Raw genomic sequence first — 21,173 nt, 5'->3', positions numbered from 1 at the left:
TGCGCAAAAGTCGAACGGTTAAAATACGGGATTCCTACCGGAGGTCACCCTGTGCTCGACGCTGACGATGTGCGCCGCATCGCGTTGTCCTTTCCCGAGACCACGGAAAAGGAGCGTTGGAACCATCCGACGTTCGATGTCGCGGGCAAGATGTTCGTCACCGTCCCCGACGATGAGAGCTCATTCGCAGTGCGCTGTCCCAGATTCGAGCGCGACGAACTGATCGCCGCGGAACCACACAAGTTCTGGGTTCCCGCGCATGAGGCACCATCTGCATGGGTACGTGTCCGGTTGGCTGAGCTGGAGGATTCCGCGGAGCTGCACGATATTCTGCTCGACTCGTGGCGACAGGCCGCCCCGACGAGGCTCACGGCAGGCTAGCGCCCGGGTCACGCACCGGTCGCACGGCCGGTATCCCCGAGGACGTCGAGCATCCCGGCGGCCGCGCGGGTCCAGGTGAACTGCTCGGCACGTTGACGAGCGCTGCTGCGCCGCTGTGGTTCCGGCCGGCTGATAACCGAAGTGACGGCATGCGCGATGGCCTGAGGATCGTTGTCCGCGGTGGCACCGCTTTCGGACGTGAGAATCTCGGCGAGCGCCGACGTGCGGGACACCACCGCCGGCGTTCCGCAGGCCAGCGCCTCCAGCGCGGCAAGCCCGAACGTCTCGTGTGGGCCTGGTGCCAGCGCGACGTCGGCCGACGCCAGGATCGTCGCAACGGTGTCGCGGCATCCAATGTACCCGGTGAACGCGACCGGCAACCGCGACGCCTGACGTTCGAGCCGGGCCCGCAGCGGCCCCTCCCCGACCACCACCAACCTTGCATCGACTCCCGAATCGCGCAGTGCAGCAACGGTATCGATGCTTCGATGGGCGTGCTTTTCGACCGACAACCGCCCGCAGTGCACCAGTAGCGTCTGTTGAGGGTCGGCCCAGCGGCTGCGCATCTGCACCGACCGGCGACTCGGGTGGAACTGGTCCAGATCCACCCCGAGCGGCACGGTGGCCACATTCTCGGCGCCGATTCGGTCGAATTCCTCGCGGGCGAATGCCGTCGTACACACCACCGCGTCGTAGTTCGCCGCCGTGCGCCGGTTGGCGAAGTTGGCGACCGCGCGCGCCATGGACCGCGGAAGCACCTGCCCGACAAGCCGATCGAGCCGCTCATGCGAGATCATCACGGTGGCTACGTCATGCCTTCGGCCCCATGGCCCGAGTGAGCGCAGCGTGAGCCGATCCGAGACCTCCAACGCGTCGGGGTCAAGCCGTCGAAGCAATGAGGTGACCGGGCCGGGCAGCACCGCACGGTATCCGCCGGTGAACGGGATCAGCCTGGCAGGCAGCGAAATTCGCACCACACCGCTGGGCAGCACATGGCGCTCCGGATGAGATCCGGGCACGATCAGGTACACCTCGTGGCCTGCCGAACAATACTCCGCGCCCAGGCGGTCCACCGCGGTGCGCAGTCCCCCCGAACGCGGGCCGTAGAAGTTCGCGACCTGGACAACCCGCATTGCACGATCAGAACCGGGCCGTGTGTGCGGTCAACAACGCACTCGCAACGGGTGTCTGAACACGCGCTGAACTCCGCGACGGGAAGCTGGTCCCCGGCCTGCGACCGCCGCCGTTGTCCCGCCAGAGTGGCGCTGGCGTTGCGGAGCCACTCTGGCGTGACAGTGGTGGTCGACACCGCCGGTCGAAGACGGCGGTGTATGCGCTCAGGCGAGGTGCGTGGCGAACCAGTCCTGGACCCGGCGCCACGCGTCGGCGGCCGCGGCGGCGTTGTAGCGATCGCCGGTGTCGTTGAAGAACGCGTGATTGGCGTCGGGCTCGGTGACGAGTTCGTGTACCAGGCCGGCCTTTTCCAGGGCGGCCCGGGCCACCGGCTCGGTGGCATTCACGCGCTGATCGAGCGCGCCGTAGAACCCGAGCACCGCAACGTTCTTGGAGCCGGAGAAGTCGGGGTTTTCCGGTGTAGGCCCGTAGAAGGGCACGGCGGCCGCCAGTTGCGGGGTTCCGACGGCGAGCAGCCGCCACACCAGTCCACCGCCCATGCAGAATCCGACGGCCGCGATCTTGCGGTCGGGCACGCGCCGCTGCAGTTCGTCGAGGCCGGATTTCAGGTTCGCGACGGATTCCTCGGGTGCGATCTTGCTCAGTGCAGCGGTGGCGTCGGCGGGGTCGGTGAACTGCGCGGTCCCGCCTTGTGCCGACAACAGGTCGACCGCGAGTGCTGAGTATCCGATGCCGGCGAATCGGCCCGCCACCGACCTGACGTAGTCGTTGAGCCCCTTGTTCTCATGGATGACGAGTACTCCGCCCTTGGCATCGGGCGCCTCGGCCCACGCACCCTGCAGTTCACCCGCAGGCCCGGCCCAGGTGACCGCTTCGGTGGGCAGAGCGCCCTCAGAACCCGGAGGCGGACCCGATGCCGCCGGGCCTGAACCGGTCACGGTCTCGGTGGCCGACGTCTCGGTGGTCGGCTGCTGGGTCGAACTGCACGCGGCGATCAACGAGGTGGCAGCAGCCGTGCTCAGGCCGAGCAGTGCGAGCCGGCGCAGGGCTTCACGACGCGACAGCAGGCCGTCGAGATGATCGGTGGCGATTTCCTCGGCAATGTACCGCTGCAACGGGGTCACGAAGCCGAGTATGCGCCGAAATGCTGAACTGCAGTGGTCGAACGGCTTGCGGCGCGATACTCATCGGATGGGGTGGTCACTGGAGCCAGACGCCTTGCGGGGGCGCGTCGCGGTGGTTGCCGGAGCGACGCGCGGCGCGGGTCGCGGTATCGCCGCGGCGCTCGGCGAAGCGGGCGCAACCGTGATCTGCACCGGTCGCAGCAGCGTCACCGGTAACTGCACGTCCGATTACGACCGCCCCGAAACCATCGAGGAAACCGCAGAACTGGTATGCGACCTCGGTGGCTCGGGGATCGCCATCCAGGTCGATCACCTCGATGTCGGACAGGTCCGCGCCCTGGCCGGCCGCATCACGGTCGACCATGGCCGTATCGACATCCTGGTCAACGATGTGTGGGGTGCCGAGATACTCAAAGGTGCGCCGCCCACGTGGGGCCGGCCGATGTGGCAGCACGACCTCGACGACGGACTGCGCATACTGCGGCTGGGCATCGACACCCATCTCATCACCTCGCATTGCCTGTTACCTTTGCTGGCCAAGGAGCCCGGCGGCCTGCTCGTCGAGATATCGGACGGGACAACGGAATTCAACAACAACAACTATCGGTTGTCGGTGTTCTACGACTTGGTGAAAAACGCCGTCAACCGGTTGGCGTTCAGTCAGGGGCATGAACTCGCGACTTTCGGCGGGGTCGCGGTGGCCATCACACCGGGCTGGCTGCGTTCGGAGATGATGCTCGACAACTACGGCGTCAACGAGGTGAATTGGCGAGCTGCGCTCGATCCGGTACGGGCCGACGGCTACCCGATGGCCCCGCCCGGATTCGCCGAATCCGAGACACCGCGATTCGTCGGCCGGGGTGTGGCCGCCATCGCCGCCGACCCGGACCGCGCACGGTGGAACCAGCGGTCGGTGAGCTCGGTCGATCTGGCCCGCGAGTACGGGTTCACCGACCTCGACGGACGACAACCCGACGCATGGGCGCCGATATAGCCGCAGTTCAGACGGCAGGCGCGGAAGCCAGTAGACATTTTCTGAAATCTGTTCACGGATTTCGTTGACACCCGGCGCCGCCGGTTGTTCTATGACGGGGTGACCTTCGACACAATCATCCGTGACGGCCGCTGGTTCGACGGCACCGGTGGACCGTCCGCTGTGCGCAACATCGGGATCCTCGGCGGACACGTCGTCGAGATCTCGGCGCACGAACTCGACGCGACGGACTGCCCGCACGTCATCGACGCCACCGGCAAGTGGGTGCTGCCCGGCATGCTCGACATCCACACCCACTATGACGTCGAAGTCCTCAACGGGCCGTCGCTGTCGGAATCGTTGCGTCACGGGGTGACGACGGTGATGTTGGGCTCGTGCTCGCTGTCGACCGTGCACGTGAACGGCGTCGACGCTGGAGACCTGTTCGGGCGTGTCGAAGCCATCCCGCGCGAGCACGTGATCGCCGCTGTCGACGACAACAAGACCTGGACGAACTGCGAGGAGTACATCGCCGCCCTCGAAGGGCTGCCCCTCGGGCCCAATCTGGCCGCGTTCATCGGGCACTCGGATATGCGTACCGCGGTGATGGGACTCGACCGGGCCACCCGCAAGGATCAGCGCCCCACTCGGGCCGAGCAGGCCAGGATGGAGCAGATGCTCGAAGAGGCCCTCGACGCCGGTTTCGTCGGAATGTCTTCGCAGCAGCTGCTTTTCGACAAGATCGACGGCGAGGTGTGCCGTTCGCGGACGTTACCGTCGACCTACGCCAAACCACGCGAGCTGCGCAGGCTGAAGTCGCTGCTGCGCCGGGCCGGGCGGGTGCTGCAGTCGGGCCCCGACATCCAGAACCCGGTGAATCTCGCGTCGCAGGTCGCCCAGTCCCTCGGCATCTTCCGCAATCCGCTCAAGACCAGCCTGCTGTCGGCTGCCGACATCAAGGCCAATCCGTACGCGATCCTGATGATGGGACCGCTGGCGCGGGTCGTCAACGCACTGGGCGGCAATTTCCGGTGGCAGCACCTGCCGGTCCCGTTCGAGGTCTATGCCGACGGTATCGACCTCGTGGTGTTCGAGGAGTTCGGGTCGGGCGCGGCGGCTCTGCATTTGCGCGACGAGGTCGAGCGCAACGAATTGCTGCGTGACGAGTCCTACCGACGTCGCTTCCGCAAGGATTACGACGCCAAGTTCGGGGTGCGGGTATGGCATCGCGACTTCTTCGACGCCGAAATAGTGGCATGTCCCGACGAATCGGTGATCGGGAAGTCGTTCGGACAGGTCGGCGTGAAGTGGGGCGTGCATCCCGTCGACGCGTTCCTCGATCTCGTCCTCGAACACGGCACGGCGGTGCGCTGGCACACCACGATCTCCAATCACCGCCCCGAGGTGCTCAAGAAGCTGGCCGGTGATCCGGGGATCCAGATGGGCTTCTCCGACGCTGGCGCACACCTGCGCAACATGGCCTTCTACAACATGGGCCTGCGCCTGCTGCGCCACGTCGTGGACGCCGAGAAGGCGGGCACGCCGTTCATGTCGGTGGAACGGGCCGTGCACCGGCTCACCGGGGAACTCGCCGATTGGTACCGCATCGACGCCGGTCATCTGCGCGTCGGTGATCGCGCCGACGTGGTTGTCGTCGATCCGGCGCGCCTCGACGAGTCCCTGGACGAATACGCAGAAGACACCGTCGAGTCCTACGGCGGCCTGTCGCGCATGGTGAACCGCAACGACGACACCGTCAACGCCGTGTTGATCGGCGGTCGCGCCGTGTACCTCGACGGCACGCTCACCGAAGTGGTCGGGGCGCAGCGCACCGGCAGGTTCTTGCGAGCCGCGCACCGCTCCCCCGCCCTGCCCGCCCAGAAAGGTGAATTCGCCGGTGTCCGTTGAAGATACGGTTCTCGGAATGTGGAAGGCGCTGTCCGGCCGGGACTGGGACTTGCTCAAAACCTATCTGGCCGAGGATTGCATCTACCTCGACATGCCGGTCGGCCCCGCCGCTGCCGCCAAGGGTCCCGATGACATCGTCAAACGCCTCAAGATCGGCCTCGAACCACTGGCCTCCTACGAGAACTTCGATGGGCTGCTCATCGCGAACGGTCAGGACGCCATGTACGAGCACCACGAGCAATGGCATTGGGAAACCGGTGAATCCGCCGTCCTGAAGTTCGTCACCGTGCACCGCGTCGAGGGCGGCAAGATCACGTTGTGGAAGGACTACTGGGATATGGGGGCACTCGCCAACCACGCCCCGCCGACCTGGATGGCCGACTTCGCCAACGCGGACATGTCATGGGTGTACGACGCGACCGGGCAGGTCTAGCCGATACCCCACACCAGACAGAACGGGTGTCCCGCCGGATCGCGAAACACCCGGAACATCCCGTCCTCGACCGCACCGTCGACGCGCGCGGCGCCAAGGGCAAGCACCTGCTGCTGGGCGGTGTCGGGATCATCGACCTGGATGTCGAGGTGGAACTGCTGAGATCCGCCCGGATCCGGGAAAGTCGGCGGCTGGTGCTGCGGTGAGTACTGACATGCCAGCCTTCGACCCGCCGGATCGGTGACGACCACCCACGTCTCGTCTTCTTCGGAGATTTCCCCGCCGAGCACCTCGGCGTAGAACGCGGCCAGCTTGCGCGGCTCCTGACAGTCGAGCACGACAGAACGTAGCTTTCCGATCATGACATCGGTATTGCCGCCTGCGGTATGGAGCAAACCGGCGTCAGACGCTCCAGGCCATTCGGAACCGGTCGGCGAGCGCTTCGGGGTCGAGGTCACCGAAGTTCTCGTGCTCGTAACGCCGCACCGCGAGAACCGCGTCGACCACCTCGTTGCCCAAAATCTCGCGGATGAGGTCGGACGCGTCGAGAGCGGCCAGCGCATCGATCTGGCGGCTCGGCAGCAGCGCGACATTCTGCGCGGCGCGCTGGTCGTCGCTCAGGCTGGCCGGGTCGACCGACACTTCCGCCGGTAACGCGAGATTCTGCTCGATCCCGCGATGGGCGAGGCCGAGGATCGTCGCGGTGGCGAGGTAGGGGTTGGCCGACGGGTCGATGACCTTGACCTCGACATTGGCGCCATACGGATTACTCGGACCGCCGATGAGGAATCGCACTGCGGCTTCCCGGTTTTCGGTGCCCCAGCAGTTGTGCGCCCCCGCCCAGTGTCCGGGCTGAATGCGTAGACCCGATACCACCGAGCCACACAGGACGCCCTGCGCGGCGGGCAACCCGGCGAGCAGGCCGGCAAGCGCCGACTCTCCGTCGGGTGTCATACCGCGCGCCTCCGATCCGCCCGAGAACACCGGGATGTCACCGCGGCCGAGCGAAAAATGTTGATGCGAACCGGAACCCACACTGTCGGCGAACGGGACCGGTGACAGGCTCACGCGCATGCCGTAGCGCCTGGCGACTCGGCCGACGATGATGCGCATGAGGATCAACTGGTCCGCCGCGGCGACGGGCTGTTGCGGCGACAACGAGATCTCGAACTGGTTCGCGCCGTACTCGGGATGGAACTGCTCGATCGTCACCCCCGAATTGGTGGCCGCGTTCATGACATCACCGACGAAGCCTTCGAATTCCAGCAAGCCGGCCAGCCCGTACTGGGCCCACGACACCGAGGGCAGGCGACTGCCGTCGGGACCTACGAGGACGAACTCCATCTCATGTCCCACGAGCGCGGTGAGACCGGCGGCATCGAGCCGGTCGGCCACGCGCTGCAGGACGCCGCGGCTGCAGTACGGATCCGGTGTCCCGTCCTGGTTGTAGAAAGCGCCTGGCGCCCAAGCCAACCCGTCACCGAGAATACGGAGCGCACCGAGGTCGATCCGGATACGCTGATCCCCCACCACACTGATGGCATCACCGAACACGATGCCGGTCTGGTCAATGGTGAAGGCGTGAAACACCGGACTGGCCCCGAGCCCGGGGTCGGCGAATATCCCCATCCGTCGGAGCGGAACGGTTTTTGCGTGCGTCAGCCCGGCCGGATTGACGACCGTGCCGATGAGTGTCGCGACCCCGTCCGATTCGAGCTGGGCGATGGCCGCTGCCGCGAGGGGTTTGCCCGTTCTCGATGTCGCAGCTGTCACAACCTCATTGTGCGCCGCGGCGGTGCCGCCTACAGCGTGATCTTGCAGGTTTGGCCGATGTCGAGTGTCCGCAGCATCCGGCCCATCCCCAGCCACATCGCGCACGACAACGCCAGGTCGGTCAACAGCTCGGCGTCGAAGTGCTCGGCGGCGCGCTCCCAGAATTCCTCGTCGTCGCGAAGTTCGGTGTGCTCGGTGGCGAACCGATGCGCGAACTCGGCGGCGATGCGCTCGGCGGGGCTGTAGCCGGGCCACGTCTGCCATTCTGCGGCGTGGTCGTAGAGATCCTCGTCGACCCCGGCTGCCGCACCTTCGCCATCCCGGGTGTTCTGGCAGACCATGCATTCGTTGTCGAGCGCGATCACCATGCGGGCGAGTTCGCGAACCCGCAGCGGCAGCCGGCCTTTGGTGTACACCGCGTTGGTGAAGTTGGCCATGGCGGTGCCGATTTCGGGCGATCGCAGGACCCAGCCCGCCACGTCGTCGTCGGGGAAGTCTCCAATGCGGCTCATGGCCGAATCGTACGCGCGCGGGCGAATATCTGGAACAAGTTCTAGTTTTTCTCGACAGCGCCGGCGGTGGCCAACTCCTCGCGGTCGTCGCTCCAGTCCCGCTGCACCAGCACTCGATGGGCGATGCGCTCGAGCGCCGCCTCGACCTGAGCGCGGTCGGGCCGACCGTCGAAAGACGATGACGCGGCGAGTTTGTCGACGATGAGCCCCACGAGCGCAGCCGACACCGCATCGACCTGCCGCGCCCCGCTCTGGGTCAGCCACAGTTGGTCGCCGGTGCGTAACGCGTAGCCGTCGGTGACGAGTCGGTTGAACGTGGGTTCGAGCACTTCGTACGGCACGCGTAACCGGTCGGCGATCTCGGTCAATCGGGCGGTCCCGAACACCTGGCTCTGCCGGTATATCCGCAGCAGTGCCCACAGCCCGGCCACGTCGAGTTCGCATCCTGGACATCCGGCGACCGTGCGCAACCGGATCTCGGGCGAATGGCGCATCAAGCGGCTGATCGCGGTCTCCAGGACCTTGTCGGGAGACTCGGAGCTCGGCATGCCGAAGCCTTCACCGAGGTCAACGGCCAACGCAGCCTCCGTCTCACGCAACGGCACTTCCTTGAGGAACAACGCGACGACGAACCCGATCAGCGCCACCGGCGCGGCACACAGAAACACCAGATCCAGCGCATCGGCATAGGCATTCACGATCGGCGCGGCGGCTTCCTGCGACAGTTCGTGCAGAGCCTTTGGCGAATCTGCCGCGACGGGCGGGGCGCCGCTCGCGGCGAGCGCACCGGGTAACCGATCCGACAGGAAGCCGGCGAACAGCGAGCCGAAGACCGCGGCGCCGAATGAGCTGCCGATGGTCCGGAAGAACGTCACCCCCGACGTCGCGACGCCCAGATCGTTGAAGTCCGCGGTGTTCTGCACGATGAGGACGAGCACCTGCATGCACAGACCGATGCCCGCGCCCAGGATGAACAGATACAGAGACTGCAGGGGCACCGGCGTCGCGGCGTTCATCCTCGACAGCAGCACAAAACCGATCAACATGATCGCCGTACCCGCGACCGGATAGATCTTGTAGCGGCCGGTGCGCCCGACGAGGCTGCCGCTCACAGTCGAGGTGATGAGCAACCCGATGACCATGGGCATGGTGCGCAACCCGGACTCGGAAGCCGAGACGCCGCCGACGAACTGCATGAAGGTGGGCATGAATGTCAGCGCGCCCAGCATCGCGAAGCCGACGACCAGCGACAGCACACAGCACACCGAGAACACCGCGTTGCGGAACAGGCGCATCGGCAGAATGGGTTCGACCGCTCTGTTCTCCGCCCGCACGAACAGCGCCAAGGCGACGACGGACACCACGATCAGCCCGATGAGCGCCGGCGACGTCCATCCCAACTCGCCGCCCATGCTCGTCGCCAGAGTCAGGCCGGACGCCCCGATCCCGACCCAGACGATTCCCGCATAGTCGATCACGGGGCGCGCCGGACGCGCCGCCCGCGCCGGGATCGTGGCGGCGGCGACCGCAAGCACCACTATGCCGACCGGGATGCTGAGCCAAAACGCCCACCGCCAGCCGAGGTGATCGGTCACGAATCCGCCGAGCAGTGGCCCGGCCACGGTCGTGACACCGAATACGGCTCCGAGCGCCCCCTGGTAGCGACCGCGGTCCCGTAACGGGATCACCTCACCGATGAGGGCGGTAGACGTGACCATGATGGCGCCACCGCCGATGCCTTGCAGCGCACGCGCCGCCACAAGCATCGCCATCGATCCCGACAGCCCGCTGAGAACCGACCCGGCGAGAAAACACAGCACCGCCACCTGGTACACGGCTTTGCGGCCGAAGATGTCGCCGACCTTGCCGACCACGGCGGTGACGACGGTGGACGCGAGGAGGTAACTCGTCACGACCCAGGACTGATGGCCCGCGCCACCGAGGTCGGCCACGACGGTGGGAAGCGCAGTGGCGACGATGGTCTGGTTGAGCGACGCCAGCAGCATGCCGAGCAGGACCGCGACGAACACCAGATTGCGACGCCGCACACTCAGCAACACGGTGTCGGACGACTGTTCGGCGGTCGGTGCGCTCGTCATGACTTCCTTTCGCCGGCCATGTTGGTTCCGTGAAGGACATCGTTAGACAGGCTATGAAAGTTACAGCGCGAACAAAGCCGCCCCGGGCGACCGGCGATTGACCGGCTACCCGGGGCGGCTTGAGCCGAAACCCCGCTATCGGGGCACTACGGGACCGCTACTGCGGCGGCCGGGATACGCACTGCGCGGCGTAGAGCTGCTCGCCGAGCTTGTCCATGAGCTCGAGCTGGGTCTCGAGGTAGTCGATGTGACCCTCCTCGTCCTTGAGGATGCCCTCGAACAGATTCGCGCTCACCGCATCCTGCTTCTCGCGGCACATCAGGATCCCGGGTTTGAGTCGCGCCACGACCTCGTACTCGATCGCGAGGTCGGCCTCGAATTGTTCACGCAGCGTCTGGCCGACACGCAACGAAAACAGCCGCTGATAATTCGGCAATCCGTCCAGCAGCAGAATTCGGTCAGTAATGGCCTCGGCGTGTCGCATTTCTTCGAACGATTCGGACCGGGTGTGTTCGGCCAGTTCGGTGAATCCCCAGTTGTCTTGCATCTTGGAATGAAGGAAATACTGGTTAATCGCCGTGAGTTCGCTCGTCAATTGCTCGTTGAGCAATTTCAGAACCTCCGGGTCGCCTTGCATGGTCACTCCTAAACACCTTGAGGGCTGATCAAGTGTCGCTGTTTGCCGTGCACTTCCAATCTAGTGCAGAAAGTGCTGGGCGGCGCAATAGATAAGCCCATTCTCGGCATGTTCTTGGGGTGTTGCCGGACGGTGGGACCGCCACTGCCCGAACCGTGGCCACGAAGACTGGACTGCCTGTCCTAACTAAGGTTAGACTGCGCTAACATGTCGCCAAGTCAGCAGGAAAGGCCGGTAAAAATGGGTGAGTACGATTTGCACTCACTCATTCTTTCCTGCGATTTTCGCGTCGACGATGTCGAACAGATGTGGAAATGGATGAAGAAACATCGTTCGGGATTGTTGTCGATAGGCGCGCACCATGTGGTGCTGTACAAATCCATTTGGGAGCCCGGCCGGGTGCTCGTGACGATCGGCATCCGGCATGCTCGATCCATTCGCGATGTGTTGCGTTCACCGGCGATTTTCGAATGGTTCGACATATCCGGCGTCGAGGATATTCCGCCGATATTCGGCGGCGAGGTCGTCGAGAAGATCGACCTGGCCGAGCCGACGCCCGAGGAATATGTCGCAGGCGTCATTGTCGGGGCGGTCGCTTCGGTCGATGACGTGCCCACCCTCATGCGGAAAGTGCACGACGGACTCGGCCGCTTCGAACACAGCGGCATCCGCAAGATCTGGGTGTACCAGGCCCTCGACGACGGCCGCGAAGTCATGATCCTGCAGGAAATCGAGAACGAGGTCAGCGCGCGACAGTGGATCGATCACCCCGATGCCGCCGCCGAGTGGATGACCAAGGCGGGATTCGGGGCCTATCCGAGCCTGTTCGTCGGCAAATTGGCCCACATCATGACCGTTGAAGACCAGGAATAGCCGGGTGCGCTGATGTTTGTCTGTCTGTGCACCGGAGCGACCAGCCACGTCGTCAACGAAATCGTGGCGGCCGGCGCGACCACGTCCAAAGAGGTCGCTGAGGCCTGCGGTGCCGGCGCCGACTGCGGCCGGTGCCGGCGCACCATTCGCGCGATCATCGCCGCCGCACAGTCACAGCCGGTCGGTGGCCGCGCTCAGTTCAACGGCTGCCCGTCGCGCACGGGCACCTAGCCGCCGGACCCCTTACGGTCGGCGAATGCCGCGAGGGCGTCGGCGTTGGCAGCAGCGCCCACCAGTTCCACGAACAGTGCCTTCTCCCGGTCGGTTGCGGCCACGATGGCGTCGCGGATCGGTGCGGTCATCGTCTGCTTGACCGCCTGCAGGCTCGAAATCGGCTTAGCCGCCAGGATTTCGGCGTGTCGACGCGCCTCGGCCAGCAGGTCGTCGGGTTCGCACACCTTCCACACCAACCCCATCTCGCGTGCCTCGGTGGCGCTGATCCACTCTGACGACATCAGCAGCCACGACGCGTTCTGCCTGCCGACCAGCCGCGGCATGAGGTACGACGAGGCCGCCTCGGGTGCGACGCCGAGGCTCGTGAACGGGCACTTCAAGCGCGCGGTCGCCGACATGAACGCGAGGTCGGCGAACCCGAGGATCGTGGTGCCGATTCCCACGCCGACGCCGTTGACCGCGCAGATCAGGGGCTTGTCGAACGCCGTCAGCGCCTCGATCATCCCGTAGAACCCGTGCTCCCCCGGCGTGAAATCGGGATTGGTGATGCGTGTCTGCATCTCGACGAGATCATTGCCCGCCGAAAAGGCGCGTCCGGCGCCGGTCAACAGGACCACAGCCACCTGCGGATCCTCGGCGGCTGCGCGCAGCGCGTTCGTCATCTCGTCGTACAGCGCCTCATTGAACGCATTGAGCGCTTCGGGCCGATTGAGCGTGAAAGTGCGTACCCGGTTGGCGTCCTCGATCTCGAGCGTCACGCGTGCAGCGTAACTAGAACACGTTTCAGTCGGTATGACCGGGTGCGGCGATGTGCCCGGCGAGCGGCCCGGTGAATGGGCTGGAGTACACATAGCGGCTCGTCGGGACGGTATCGATGTTTGTGCTGGCGCCGAACGCGTCCGTGCTGGCCACCATCCGCTGCATACGGTCAGCCAGGTCCGCGTCGTCGGCCGCGCCGAAGAACGCACGCAGATCCGACACCGCCGCGAGCGGGAACAGTTCCTCCACGATGGCCGCGAGCGCCGGGGCGCCGGGCGTGAGCGCGCGCACCACGGTGTTCTGCGTGTAGCCGAAGGTGGCCTGGGTTTCGATGGCGACCGGGGTGTGGTCGATGTGCCAACGGTGTAGCCACGTCGGCTCGTCGAGTTCGGCAGGCCGGCGCAGCAGGGCAATGTTGGCCAACCCGTCGGTGCGCTCACCGGGCGCGGTTTCCGGCGCGGGCAGCGGCACCGACTCCGTCACGAGATAGGCTGCCAGCGCGTCGCATTCGGCAGCGAGTAGATCGATCGCGGCCCGCACCTCCTGACCGTAATACTGCTGGACCCACATGCTCACCACGGCGACGACGGGCGGCTCGAGCGTCGTCAACGTCATGAGGGAATCGCGCACCGCGCCGTCTCGGACGTTGAACGTCAGCCCGGACGGCCCGAGGTCGAGCACGCTGTCCCGGACCTGCGAAAGCAATCGCGTGCACCAGGTTTCGTCGGCCTGAGCGGCCCGCATCGTCACGATGACCTTTTCCACGATGGAAACCTACAACGGGCAGCGTGGCGTGGTTGGCCACCCAGCGGGACTCGCCGAGCAAGAATGGGCTGGTGCAGACCGGTGGACAGGCGGCCGACGCCCTACGGCTGAGCACCCCCGACGCCGGTGCGGTGCTGCGCAGCCTTGCCGGCGTCCTCGCGGTGACGCTCGCGGCGTTGGCGTGGGGCTCCGGCCCGACAGCCATGTGGACACTCGGTGCTGGCGTGATCGCGGGCGCCATCGCCTTGCAGCGCAGTCCCGGCGGCCGGGTCCCGCTGGTCGTCACCGCGTCGCTCGAATTGTCTGCGGTGGTCCTCCTCGGCGTCCTCACCGGCGCTCACAGCGTGCTGTTCGTCGTCGTCGTCGCGGCATGGTGCTTCGCAGCGGGCATGCAGTGGTCGCTCGGCGCGAATGCGGGCCTGGTGGCATCGGCGGCGAGCGCGTTGTTGGTCGTCGCTCCCCCGGTCGGACCGACGCTGCGTGACGCGCTGCTGGCTCCGGCACTCGTATTCCTCGCAGGCCTGGTGCAGGCAGCGCTCATCGCGGTATGGCCACCGCGGCGGTGGCGCGCTCAGCGGGAGGGACTCACCCGCGCATACCGGTCGTTGGCCACCGACACACGCAATCTGGCCGCCGACCGTTCCGTCGATGTCGACGACGCCCCGCTCACCTGGTTACGTGAGGTGTTCGCCGACTCCCAGGTCAGTCAGCGCCCGCGGGCATATCACGGCGGATACCGCTTGCCCGAACGGCTTTCGGCCACCCTGGCATCATTGCGGTCGACGGCCGACGACGACCCGGACAGTGGTCTGACACAGCTGCTGACCGCGGCCGCCGCTCTGCTCGATTCGATCGCCGACCACGGGCACACCGCCCGGCGCGATGCCGAACACGCGCTGGCCCGGGTCGAGACCGCCGCGGCGGCGGTGACGGGCACCGAGGCGACGCTCGCACAGCGCTTCTCCGAACAGCTTCGCGAGGCGGCGGCCCTGCGGTTCGGGCAGCTGCACCGACCGGATCTCATCGGATCGCTGGCATCGGCCCCCGCGGTGGTCCGCTCGCATCTGACCCGGACTTCGCCGATCCTGCGGCACGCCGTCCGATTGTCGGTGACCACGGCGCTCGCAGTGGCCGCCGCGCGGTTCGGCGGGCTCGAGCATGGGTACTGGATGGCACTGACCGTCGTCGTCGTGCTGCGACCGGAGACCGCACACACCTACACGCGATGCGCGGGGCGCATGGCTGGGTTGGCCGCCGGGATTGTCATCGCGTCACTTGTCACGTTGATGTGGCAACCGGGCGGAATCGGCTCGGCGGTGTGCGCGGTCGCGTTCGTCGGCGTGGGATACGCGGTGTCGCGCTTCGGATATCTCACGGTCGGCGTGGCGGTGGGCGCCATGGCGGTGTTCGTCGTCGGCGCCAGCGGCGCGGCGGGCTGGTCGGGTGTCGCTGACCGGTTGTTCGGCGTACTCATCGGAGGCGGTCTCGCCGTGATGGCCCACGTGGCGCTGCCCGACCATGCGCTGATCCGGCTGCGGCAACGTGCCGGCGAACTCTTGATGACCGAGATCGACTATGCCGCCCTGGTCGTGAAGGCATTCGTGCACGAGGTCGACCACACGGCCGAAACCCTGTCGGCGGCCTGGCAGCGGGCGTTTCGGGCGCGAGCCGCGTTCGAGGCAGCGTGGGGTGCCGCTCGGCTCGACTCGCCGACGCTGCGCCGGTGGCTGCGGTCGTACCGCACCGCGTTGAACGCGGTGACCAGTGCCTGCAGCACGCTGGAGAACAGCCTGCCGAGTCATCCGTCGTCGGCACTACACAGCGAGTTCGTCGCTGCCGTGGACGATTACGTGGAGGCATTGCGCGGCGCGCCACCCAGTCCTGCGGTGCCGTGGAGCTTGAACACCGCCGAACTGTCGGCCGCGCTGCAGCGCGTCCACGATGTCGCCACGACGCTGGCATCCGACAACGGCGCCGCGCGCATCCTGGTCGCCGAGCTGTCGACCATCACCCGAAGCCTGGTGGGCATCTCCATCGACCGGGTCCAGCCCGCCGAGGGTTCGCGCTAGCGGATCAACCCCGCGCCCACTTCGGCAGGATGAACACGCCCTCGGCCTCCGCGGTGATCCCATCGGCATCCGAAACATGGCCGCTGGCAAAGGCTTTGATCCCGTCCGTACGGGTGATCCGACCCTCGGCGTGCAGGTCACCGAGCGGCGTGGCACGCAGGTAGCGGATCGTCAGCGTGCCGGTGAACCGAGGGCTGACCGGGTCACTGGCCGCGACCTCGCCGAGCACGTGGTCGAGCACCATCGCGACGATGCCGCCGTGTACATGGCCGGGCGGACCCTCATAGGCGGCACCGAGACGAAAGTCGGTTGAGACGGCGCCCGAGCCGTCCTTGACGATCACCAACGGCGGCGAGATCGGGTTCCGGATGCCGATCGCGGGGTTGCCCCATGGCATGCGGGCGCCGTCGGAGGTGTAGCGGACGCCGAACGGTCCGTCCATCTGCTTGGCCCGCAGCCGCGCCGTCACGGCGTCGATCTGTGCCTTGGCGGCGGCCACCTCGGCGTCGTCCACCTCGGAGCGGATCGTGGCGTCGATCAGGTCCCGGACCGACTCGGCCAATGGCTCGTACACCGACCGAAGCCGGTGCACATCGGCAGCACTGAGATGCTCAACGTGGGTGAAGCCCGCCATGCGAAGAACTAGAACACGTTCAGTGCACGCGTGTCGAGTTGCCTTCCCCGGCGGGAACAGCGGTTCTGGCTCCCGCCGAAGCGAATCCGAGCCACGTGTGACGGTTGCCGGCCCAGCACCAGCCGACTTTCGGGGCGTTGCGGTTTTCCGGCCCATCGCGCCCCGTGCCGTTGCTGATCCACAAAGCCGGGGTACGGGCATCCAGCGTGCCGTCGCGTTTGCGCTTGCGCGAGCCGATCGTCATGAAACAGTGGCCCCGTTCCAGAATGCCCGGTTGCTGCAGCACCCAGAACAGACCCTCGGTGAGTGTCGAAGGCGTGCGCCCGGCGGCAGCTATCGCCGGCAGCGCCTCGTCGGGCGACCAGTTCGCCATCGCGTCGCCCCGGTCGAGTCCGGATACGAGATAAGCAGGCCGATCCGGCACGGTCACGGAGTCGATCGCGGTGAACTCGTCGACGTCGTCCATGTCGCTCACCACGAATCCTGGCTTGTCGTCGACCGTGAGAAGTGACGCCAGCGTGCGGGCCGAGATGAGATCGGGGTGCACAACCAAAAGCGCCGCCGGTTCGCCGGGTTGACGCGCCGCGGCTCGTACCGCGGATGCACTGAGCCCGCCCACGGTGTGCAACCCGAGCGCGATGAGTCGTTCGGCTTGTTCACCGAGGCCCGGCAGGGTGGCCGGGGCGGTCGAGGGGACAGGGTGCGCGGTGTTCGGCATCCTCCCCCAACGACGCATGCCCGCCGCTTGTTCCGAGCCGCTCACCGATACGCGGCAATTCGGCTCAGCGTTTTGTGCAACGCTTCTCACCGGCACCGATGCTGAACTATCGTGCGAGCGTGACGGCTTCAGCCTCGACCGAACCGTACTACCGGCTCGGGTCCTATCACCGGCCGGTTGACACACCGGCGCCGCAGGCCCAGCTCTGGTTCGACCGTGGCATGGTGTGGGCCTACGCGTTCAATCACGAAGAGGCGATTCGTTGCTTCGAGCGGGCGCTCGAACTCGACAACGACCTCGCGATCGCCCGCTGGGGCATCGCCTACTCGATCGGGCCGAACTACAACAAAGCCTGGGACGCCTTCGATCCCGTCGATCTGGAGACGTCGCTGCGGCGGGCGCGCACCGAATTGGAGCTGGCCACCGAGGGCCGGGCCTCGGCGGTCGAGCGCGGCCTGATCGCGGCACTGCAGATGCGGTTCCCGACCGGCGACGCCGGTGACATCCCAGCCTTGCTCGCCGGCCATGCCGGTTACGCCGATGCGATGGTGACGCTGGCACACCGATATCCCGACGACACCGACGTGCAGACGCTTGCGGCGGATGCCTTGCTCAACGTGACCGCATGGGCGCTGTGGGACGGCCGCACCGGTGAACCTGCACCGGGCTCGCGAGTCCGTGAGGCCGAACAGATTCTCGACGGCGTGCTGGCCACCCCGGCCGGACGTGAGCATCCAGGGGCGCTGCACCTCTATATCCACGCCATGGAGATGTCGGCCACCCCGCAGGCCGCGCTGCCTGCTGCCGATCTACTGCGCGATCTGGTGCCCGATGCCGGACATCTACAACACATGCCCAGCCACATCGACGTGCTGTGCGGCGACTACCGGAGCTCGGTGACCTCGAATCTGGCTGCCGTCCAAGCGGATCGGGCGTTCGTCGAACGGCAGGGCCCGCTCAACTTCTACTCGCTCTACCGGGCCCATGACCTGCATTTCGTGGTGTACTCGGCAATGTTTCAGGGCAGCTCACAGATCGCATTGCACGCCGCCGACGAACTGTCCCGGCAATTGACCCCCGAACTCCTTTCGGTGGCCTCCCCGCCCATGGCGGACTGGCTTGAGGCGTTCGTGCCGCTGCGGGTACATGTGCTGGTGCGATTCGGCCGCTGGGACGAGCTGATCGCCGAACCGCTGCCAAGCGATCCCGAGCTGTACTGCACGACGACGGCCACCGTCCACTACGGTCGCGGCGTGGCATATGCCGCGCGGGGACGGCTCGACGCGGCGCGAGCGGAACGGGATGCGTTCGACTCCGCCTACCAGCGCATCCCCGAAAGCCGATATCTGTTCAACAACACCAGCCTCGACATCCTCGCCATCGCACGCGAGATGCTCAACGGCGAGATCGCCTACCGCGAGGGTGATTACGACACGGCGTTCGCAAACCTGAGACGCGCGATCGAATTGGACGACGCACTGCCCTACGACGAACCGTGGGGCTGGATGCAGCCGACCCGGCATGCCTATGGCGCGCTGCTGCTCGAACAGGGCCGGGTCGAGGAAGCCGCTCAGGTGTATGCCGCCGATCTCGGTCTCGACCCCACGCTGAGCCGGTCGTGCCAGCATCCGAACAACGTGTGGAGCCTGCACGGCTATCACGAATGCCTGCGGCGGCTCGGCCGGGACGCCGAGGCGGCGATCGTCGGCAAGCAGCTCGAACTGGCGCTGGCGCGTGCCGACGTCCCGATTACGGCCTCGTGCGCGTGCCGCCTCGACGTCGCCGATCCGTGCTGCGGCAGTTGAGCGCACTCCCCGCGTAAACTCCGGCTGTGGCCATCAGCGACGACGATCTTTCGCACCTGCGCCGATGTGTTGAACTAGCGGCTGAAGCCCTCGCCGACGGCGACGAGCCGTTCGGCTCGATTCTGGTCGACGAGTCCGGCGCCACCCTGTTCGAGGACCGCAATCGCGTCAAGGACGGCGATGCCACCCAGCACCCGGAATTCGCGATCGCCCGCTGGGCCGTCAACCGTCTCGATCCGCCGCAACGTGCGCGTGCCACGGTGTACACGTCCGGCGAGCACTGCCCGATGTGTGCGGCCGCGCACGCCTGGGTTGGTCTGGGCCGCATCGTCTATGCGACCTCATCGGCGCAGCTGACCGGTTGGCTGACCGAATGGGGTGCACCACCGGCACCGGTCGCGGGCCTGCCGATCAACACCGTCGCCCCCGGCGCCGAAGTCGAGGGACCGGTCGACGAATTCGCCGAGCCGATGAAGGCGCTCTACGCGGCGAAATTCCAGCCGTCATGACAGAACCCGGATGGGTCGCCCACGCCATCTGGTGGCAGATCTACCCGTTGGGCTTCGTTGGTGCTTTCCCGGCCGACCAGCCGCCCACTGCCGATGACCACCGATTACGTCGAATCGTCGAATGGCTCGACCACGCTGTGGAACTCGGGGTGTCCGGCATTGCACTCGGCCCGTTGTTCGAGTCACGCACACACGGCTACGACACCACCGACCACTTCCGCATCGACCCCCGGCTCGGTGACGATGCGGATTTCGATCACCTGATCGCCGAAGCCCATCAACGCGGCCTGAAGGTACTGCTCGATGGCGTGTTCAACCACGTGGGAACAGATTTCGAGCAGTACCGCCAAGCCCTCGAAGGCGGGCCCGACCACCCGGCGTCGGAATGGTTCCGCCGGCGCGGAGCACAGTCGGAGTTCACGACGTTCGAGGGGCACGGCGAGCTGATCGCGCTCAACCATGACAACCCCGACGTGGTCGAGTACACCGCGACGGTGATGCGGCACTGGCTCGGCCGCGGTGCCGACGGCTGGAGACTGGACGCGGCATATGCCGTACCCGATCGATTCTGGGCGCAGGTGCTGCCCGCGGTACGCCGAGAGTTCGCCGACGCGTGGTTCGTCGGCGAGGTCATCCACGGCGACTACCAAGCCACCGTCGCTGCCGCGACCTTCGACTCGGTCACCCAATATGAGCTGTGGAAGGCGATCTGGAGCAGCCTCAACGACGGCAACTTCCACGAGCTCGACTGGGCACTGCAGCGGCACAACGATTTTCTCAGGACCTTCGTGCCGCTGACGTTCATCGGCAACCACGACGTGACGCGCATCGCCAGCCAGCTGGAGAATCCGCAGCATCTCGAGCACGCGCTGGTCATCCTGCTCACCACCGGCGGAACCCCGAGCATCTACGCGGGCGACGAGTCGGCTTACCGTGGCGTCAAAGAGGACCGGCGCGGCGGAGATGATGCGGTACGCCCCGCGTTCGGCTCGCCGCCCGCTGATTCAGCGCAACCGGGCGCCGACGTTCGGCGGCTGCACCAGTACCTCATCGGGTTGCGCCGCCGTCACCCGTGGCTGCACACCGCGACCACGTCCGCGCTCAGCCTGACCAACACTCAATACGTCTACCGCGCCGACGGTGACGCGGGAGCGCTCATCGTGGCCCTCAACGTCGATGACGCACCCCTTCGGGTTTCCCTGGCCGAACTCGGCGTACCCGCCGGCCTGGTGGTCGCCGGTTCCGGCGCGCCACCGCAGGCCGAGGTCACCGACCCCGAGGTGGCCGGCCACAGTTGGCTCATCATCGAGCCACGCTGATCGGTCAGCCCAGCAGGCCGAGGGTGGCCGGGTCCGGCATACCGTCGTACAGCCGATCGAGCACAGCCACGAACTCATCGTCCTTCTCGCCCGAGTTCGAGGCCACCTCAGCGAACAAAGTCATCGAGGAACGCACCTTGAGCCAGTCCGGCCAGCCGAAGATCTGTTCGGCAGTCTTGTCTTCGATTTGCGCTACCGCACCGGCACATTCGCGTAACCGGGGACCGAGCGTGTCGTGCCTCAGGTAGGCGAGCGCCTCCGCACGCGAGGAGATCCCGAAATAGTGTGCGGTCGGACTTCTGCCCAAACCGCGTAGCTGCGGGAAGATGAACCAGATCCAATGGCTGCGTTTCCTGCCCGTGCGCAATTCATCGAGCACCGTCGGGTAAATGCGGTCCTGCGCTTCGGTGAAGCGCTGTAGATCAAACGGATCATCTTCGGTGACCACAACGTCAAATATTCCATAAACCCGGCTGCCGACAACGATTTCGCCACAAAGTGCTCAGCCTAAGCA

22 protein-coding genes are annotated in these 21,173 nt (G+C 66.3%); 10 read left to right on the top strand and 12 right to left on the bottom strand.

Annotated elements, in window-relative coordinates; translation table 11 throughout:
• Window positions 1-51 precede the first annotated feature (51 nt).
• Window positions 52-381, top strand: coding sequence for an MmcQ/YjbR family DNA-binding protein (locus ACRCUN_RS26355; RefSeq protein ID WP_462144570.1), 330 nt, complete (start codon window positions 52-54; stop codon window positions 379-381).
• A gap of 8 nt (window positions 382-389) precedes the next feature.
• Here the strand turns inward: ACRCUN_RS26355 and ACRCUN_RS26350 are convergent, their stop codons facing one another.
• Together ACRCUN_RS26350 and ACRCUN_RS26345 are read right to left on the bottom strand one after the other, a co-directional pair.
• Complete coding sequence (locus tag ACRCUN_RS26350; protein ID WP_462144569.1) at window positions 390-1,514, bottom strand: glycosyltransferase; 1,125 nt, start codon at window positions 1,512-1,514, stop codon at window positions 390-392.
• Window positions 1,515-1,718: 204 nt separating this feature from the next.
• Window positions 1,719-2,639 carry a dienelactone hydrolase family protein gene (locus ACRCUN_RS26345; protein ID WP_462144568.1) on the bottom strand — a complete coding sequence of 307 codons (921 nt, stop codon included), beginning with the start codon at window positions 2,637-2,639 and terminating at the stop codon, window positions 1,719-1,721.
• Between the two features lie 67 nt (window positions 2,640-2,706).
• Between ACRCUN_RS26345 and ACRCUN_RS26340 the strand changes: the two genes are divergently transcribed.
• The 3 genes from ACRCUN_RS26340 to ACRCUN_RS26330 all read left to right on the top strand — a co-directional run bounded on the left by ACRCUN_RS26340 (window position 2,707) and on the right by ACRCUN_RS26330 (window position 5,953).
• Complete coding sequence (locus ACRCUN_RS26340; protein ID WP_462144567.1) at window positions 2,707-3,633, top strand: SDR family oxidoreductase; 927 nt, start codon at window positions 2,707-2,709, stop codon at window positions 3,631-3,633.
• A 99-nt stretch (window positions 3,634-3,732) separates the two neighbouring features.
• Window positions 3,733-5,520 carry an N-acyl-D-amino-acid deacylase family protein gene (locus ACRCUN_RS26335; RefSeq protein ID WP_462144566.1) on the top strand — a complete coding sequence of 596 codons (1,788 nt, stop codon included), beginning with the start codon at window positions 3,733-3,735 and terminating at the stop codon, window positions 5,518-5,520.
• The gene (locus ACRCUN_RS26330; RefSeq protein ID WP_462144565.1) at window positions 5,510-5,953 is read left to right on the top strand and encodes a nuclear transport factor 2 family protein; all 444 of its coding nucleotides are present in this window, start codon (window positions 5,510-5,512) and stop codon (window positions 5,951-5,953) included. The genes ACRCUN_RS26335 and ACRCUN_RS26330 overlap by 11 nt, the downstream gene beginning before the upstream one ends.
• Here the strand turns inward: ACRCUN_RS26330 and ACRCUN_RS26325 are convergent.
• The 5 genes from ACRCUN_RS26325 to bfr all read right to left on the bottom strand — a co-directional run bounded on the left by ACRCUN_RS26325 (window position 5,950) and on the right by bfr (window position 10,974).
• Entirely contained in the window at window positions 5,950-6,315 is a 366-nt protein-coding gene (locus ACRCUN_RS26325; RefSeq protein ID WP_462144564.1) for a VOC family protein, read from the bottom strand. The two genes, ACRCUN_RS26330 and ACRCUN_RS26325, sit on opposite strands and share 4 nt — an antisense overlap.
• Window positions 6,316-6,355: 40 nt before the next feature.
• Window positions 6,356-7,726, bottom strand: a complete 1,371-nt coding sequence (locus ACRCUN_RS26320; protein WP_462144563.1) for a type I glutamate--ammonia ligase — start codon at window positions 7,724-7,726, stop codon at window positions 6,356-6,358.
• A gap of 29 nt (window positions 7,727-7,755) precedes the next feature.
• Window positions 7,756-8,238 carry a carboxymuconolactone decarboxylase family protein gene (locus ACRCUN_RS26315; RefSeq protein ID WP_462144562.1) on the bottom strand — a complete coding sequence of 161 codons (483 nt, stop codon included), beginning with the start codon at window positions 8,236-8,238 and terminating at the stop codon, window positions 7,756-7,758.
• A gap of 41 nt (window positions 8,239-8,279) precedes the next feature.
• Entirely contained in the window at window positions 8,280-10,337 is a 2,058-nt protein-coding gene (locus ACRCUN_RS26310; protein WP_462144561.1) for an MDR family MFS transporter, read from the bottom strand.
• 157 nt (window positions 10,338-10,494) lie between these two features.
• Window positions 10,495-10,974: a bacterioferritin gene (gene bfr / locus ACRCUN_RS26305; RefSeq protein WP_067859523.1), complete on the bottom strand. Its 480-nt coding sequence runs from the start codon at window positions 10,972-10,974 to the stop codon at window positions 10,495-10,497.
• Between the two features lie 240 nt (window positions 10,975-11,214).
• Here bfr and ACRCUN_RS26300 point away from each other — a divergent pair, with 240 nt between their 5' ends.
• Complete coding sequence (locus tag ACRCUN_RS26300; RefSeq protein ID WP_462144560.1) at window positions 11,215-11,847, top strand: fatty-acid--CoA ligase; 633 nt, start codon at window positions 11,215-11,217, stop codon at window positions 11,845-11,847.
• 12 nt (window positions 11,848-11,859) lie between these two features.
• The gene (locus ACRCUN_RS26295) at window positions 11,860-12,078 is read left to right on the top strand and encodes a (2Fe-2S)-binding protein (protein ID WP_067859463.1); all 219 of its coding nucleotides are present in this window, start codon (window positions 11,860-11,862) and stop codon (window positions 12,076-12,078) included.
• Here ACRCUN_RS26295 and ACRCUN_RS26290 read toward each other — a convergent pair.
• A complete protein-coding gene (locus ACRCUN_RS26290) occupies window positions 12,075-12,839 on the bottom strand; it encodes an enoyl-CoA hydratase/isomerase family protein (protein ID WP_462144559.1) in 765 nt (254 codons plus the stop codon). The two genes, ACRCUN_RS26295 and ACRCUN_RS26290, sit on opposite strands and share 4 nt — an antisense overlap.
• 25 nt (window positions 12,840-12,864) lie before the next feature.
• Window positions 12,865-13,605 (bottom strand): EthD domain-containing protein, encoded by a 741-nt coding sequence (locus ACRCUN_RS26285; protein ID WP_462144558.1) that lies wholly within the window; start codon window positions 13,603-13,605, stop codon window positions 12,865-12,867.
• Window positions 13,606-13,676: 71 nt separating this feature from the next.
• On the opposite strand from ACRCUN_RS26285, the gene ACRCUN_RS26280 reads away from it, so the two are divergent.
• On the top strand, window positions 13,677-15,674 hold the full coding sequence (locus ACRCUN_RS26280) for an FUSC family protein (RefSeq protein WP_462144671.1): 1,998 nt from the start codon (window positions 13,677-13,679) through the stop codon (window positions 15,672-15,674).
• 4 nt (window positions 15,675-15,678) lie between these two features.
• On the opposite strand, the gene ACRCUN_RS26275 is transcribed toward ACRCUN_RS26280, so the two are convergent.
• Complete coding sequence (locus tag ACRCUN_RS26275; protein WP_462144557.1) at window positions 15,679-16,308, bottom strand: PaaI family thioesterase; 630 nt, start codon at window positions 16,306-16,308, stop codon at window positions 15,679-15,681.
• A 19-nt stretch (window positions 16,309-16,327) separates the two neighbouring features.
• Window positions 16,328-17,026: a DUF5701 family protein gene (locus ACRCUN_RS26270; protein WP_462144556.1), complete on the bottom strand. Its 699-nt coding sequence runs from the start codon at window positions 17,024-17,026 to the stop codon at window positions 16,328-16,330.
• A 98-nt stretch (window positions 17,027-17,124) separates the two neighbouring features.
• Between ACRCUN_RS26270 and ACRCUN_RS26265 the strand changes: the two genes are divergently transcribed.
• The 3 genes from ACRCUN_RS26265 to ACRCUN_RS26255 are packed head-to-tail and all read left to right on the top strand — an operon-like array spanning window position 17,125 to window position 20,659.
• Complete coding sequence (locus tag ACRCUN_RS26265) at window positions 17,125-18,831, top strand: tetratricopeptide repeat protein (protein WP_462144555.1); 1,707 nt, start codon at window positions 17,125-17,127, stop codon at window positions 18,829-18,831.
• Between the two features lie 26 nt (window positions 18,832-18,857).
• The gene (locus ACRCUN_RS26260; RefSeq protein ID WP_462144554.1) at window positions 18,858-19,340 is read left to right on the top strand and encodes a nucleoside deaminase; all 483 of its coding nucleotides are present in this window, start codon (window positions 18,858-18,860) and stop codon (window positions 19,338-19,340) included.
• Entirely contained in the window at window positions 19,337-20,659 is a 1,323-nt protein-coding gene (locus ACRCUN_RS26255; protein ID WP_462144553.1) for an alpha-amylase family protein, read from the top strand. The genes ACRCUN_RS26260 and ACRCUN_RS26255 overlap by 4 nt, the downstream gene beginning before the upstream one ends.
• A 4-nt stretch (window positions 20,660-20,663) precedes the next feature.
• Here the strand turns inward: ACRCUN_RS26255 and ACRCUN_RS26250 are convergent, their stop codons facing one another.
• Window positions 20,664-21,107 (bottom strand): DUF1810 domain-containing protein, encoded by a 444-nt coding sequence (locus ACRCUN_RS26250; RefSeq protein WP_462144552.1) that lies wholly within the window; start codon window positions 21,105-21,107, stop codon window positions 20,664-20,666.
• Window positions 21,108-21,173: the final 66 nt, after the last annotated feature.

The organism is Mycobacterium venezuelense (genome assembly GCF_054919535.1).
This window is presented reverse-complemented; position numbering and strand designations above follow the sequence as displayed.

Excerpts from the sequence above, each read along its gene's own strand:
- ACRCUN_RS26350 (WP_462144569.1), bottom strand. The coding sequence starts at position 1,514 with ATGCGGGTTGTCCAGGTCGCGAACTTCTACGGCCCGCGTTCGGGGGGA.
- ACRCUN_RS26340 (WP_462144567.1), top strand. The coding sequence starts at position 2,707 with ATGGGGTGGTCACTGGAGCCAGACGCCTTGCGGGGGCGCGTCGCGGTG.
- ACRCUN_RS26325 (WP_462144564.1), bottom strand. The coding sequence starts at position 6,315 with ATGATCGGAAAGCTACGTTCTGTCGTGCTCGACTGTCAGGAGCCGCGC.
- ACRCUN_RS26315 (WP_462144562.1), bottom strand. The coding sequence starts at position 8,238 with ATGAGCCGCATTGGAGACTTCCCCGACGACGACGTGGCGGGCTGGGTC.
- ACRCUN_RS26310 (WP_462144561.1), bottom strand. The coding sequence starts at position 10,337 with ATGACGAGCGCACCGACCGCCGAACAGTCGTCCGACACCGTGTTGCTG.
- bfr (WP_067859523.1), bottom strand. The coding sequence starts at position 10,974 with ATGCAAGGCGACCCGGAGGTTCTGAAATTGCTCAACGAGCAATTGACG.
- ACRCUN_RS26300 (WP_462144560.1), top strand. The coding sequence starts at position 11,215 with ATGGGTGAGTACGATTTGCACTCACTCATTCTTTCCTGCGATTTTCGC.
- ACRCUN_RS26295 (WP_067859463.1), top strand. The coding sequence starts at position 11,860 with ATGTTTGTCTGTCTGTGCACCGGAGCGACCAGCCACGTCGTCAACGAA.
- ACRCUN_RS26275 (WP_462144557.1), bottom strand. The coding sequence starts at position 16,308 with ATGGCGGGCTTCACCCACGTTGAGCATCTCAGTGCTGCCGATGTGCAC.
- ACRCUN_RS26270 (WP_462144556.1), bottom strand. The coding sequence starts at position 17,026 with ATGCCGAACACCGCGCACCCTGTCCCCTCGACCGCCCCGGCCACCCTG.
- ACRCUN_RS26265 (WP_462144555.1), top strand. The coding sequence starts at position 17,125 with ATGCTGAACTATCGTGCGAGCGTGACGGCTTCAGCCTCGACCGAACCG.
- ACRCUN_RS26255 (WP_462144553.1), top strand. The coding sequence starts at position 19,337 with ATGACAGAACCCGGATGGGTCGCCCACGCCATCTGGTGGCAGATCTAC.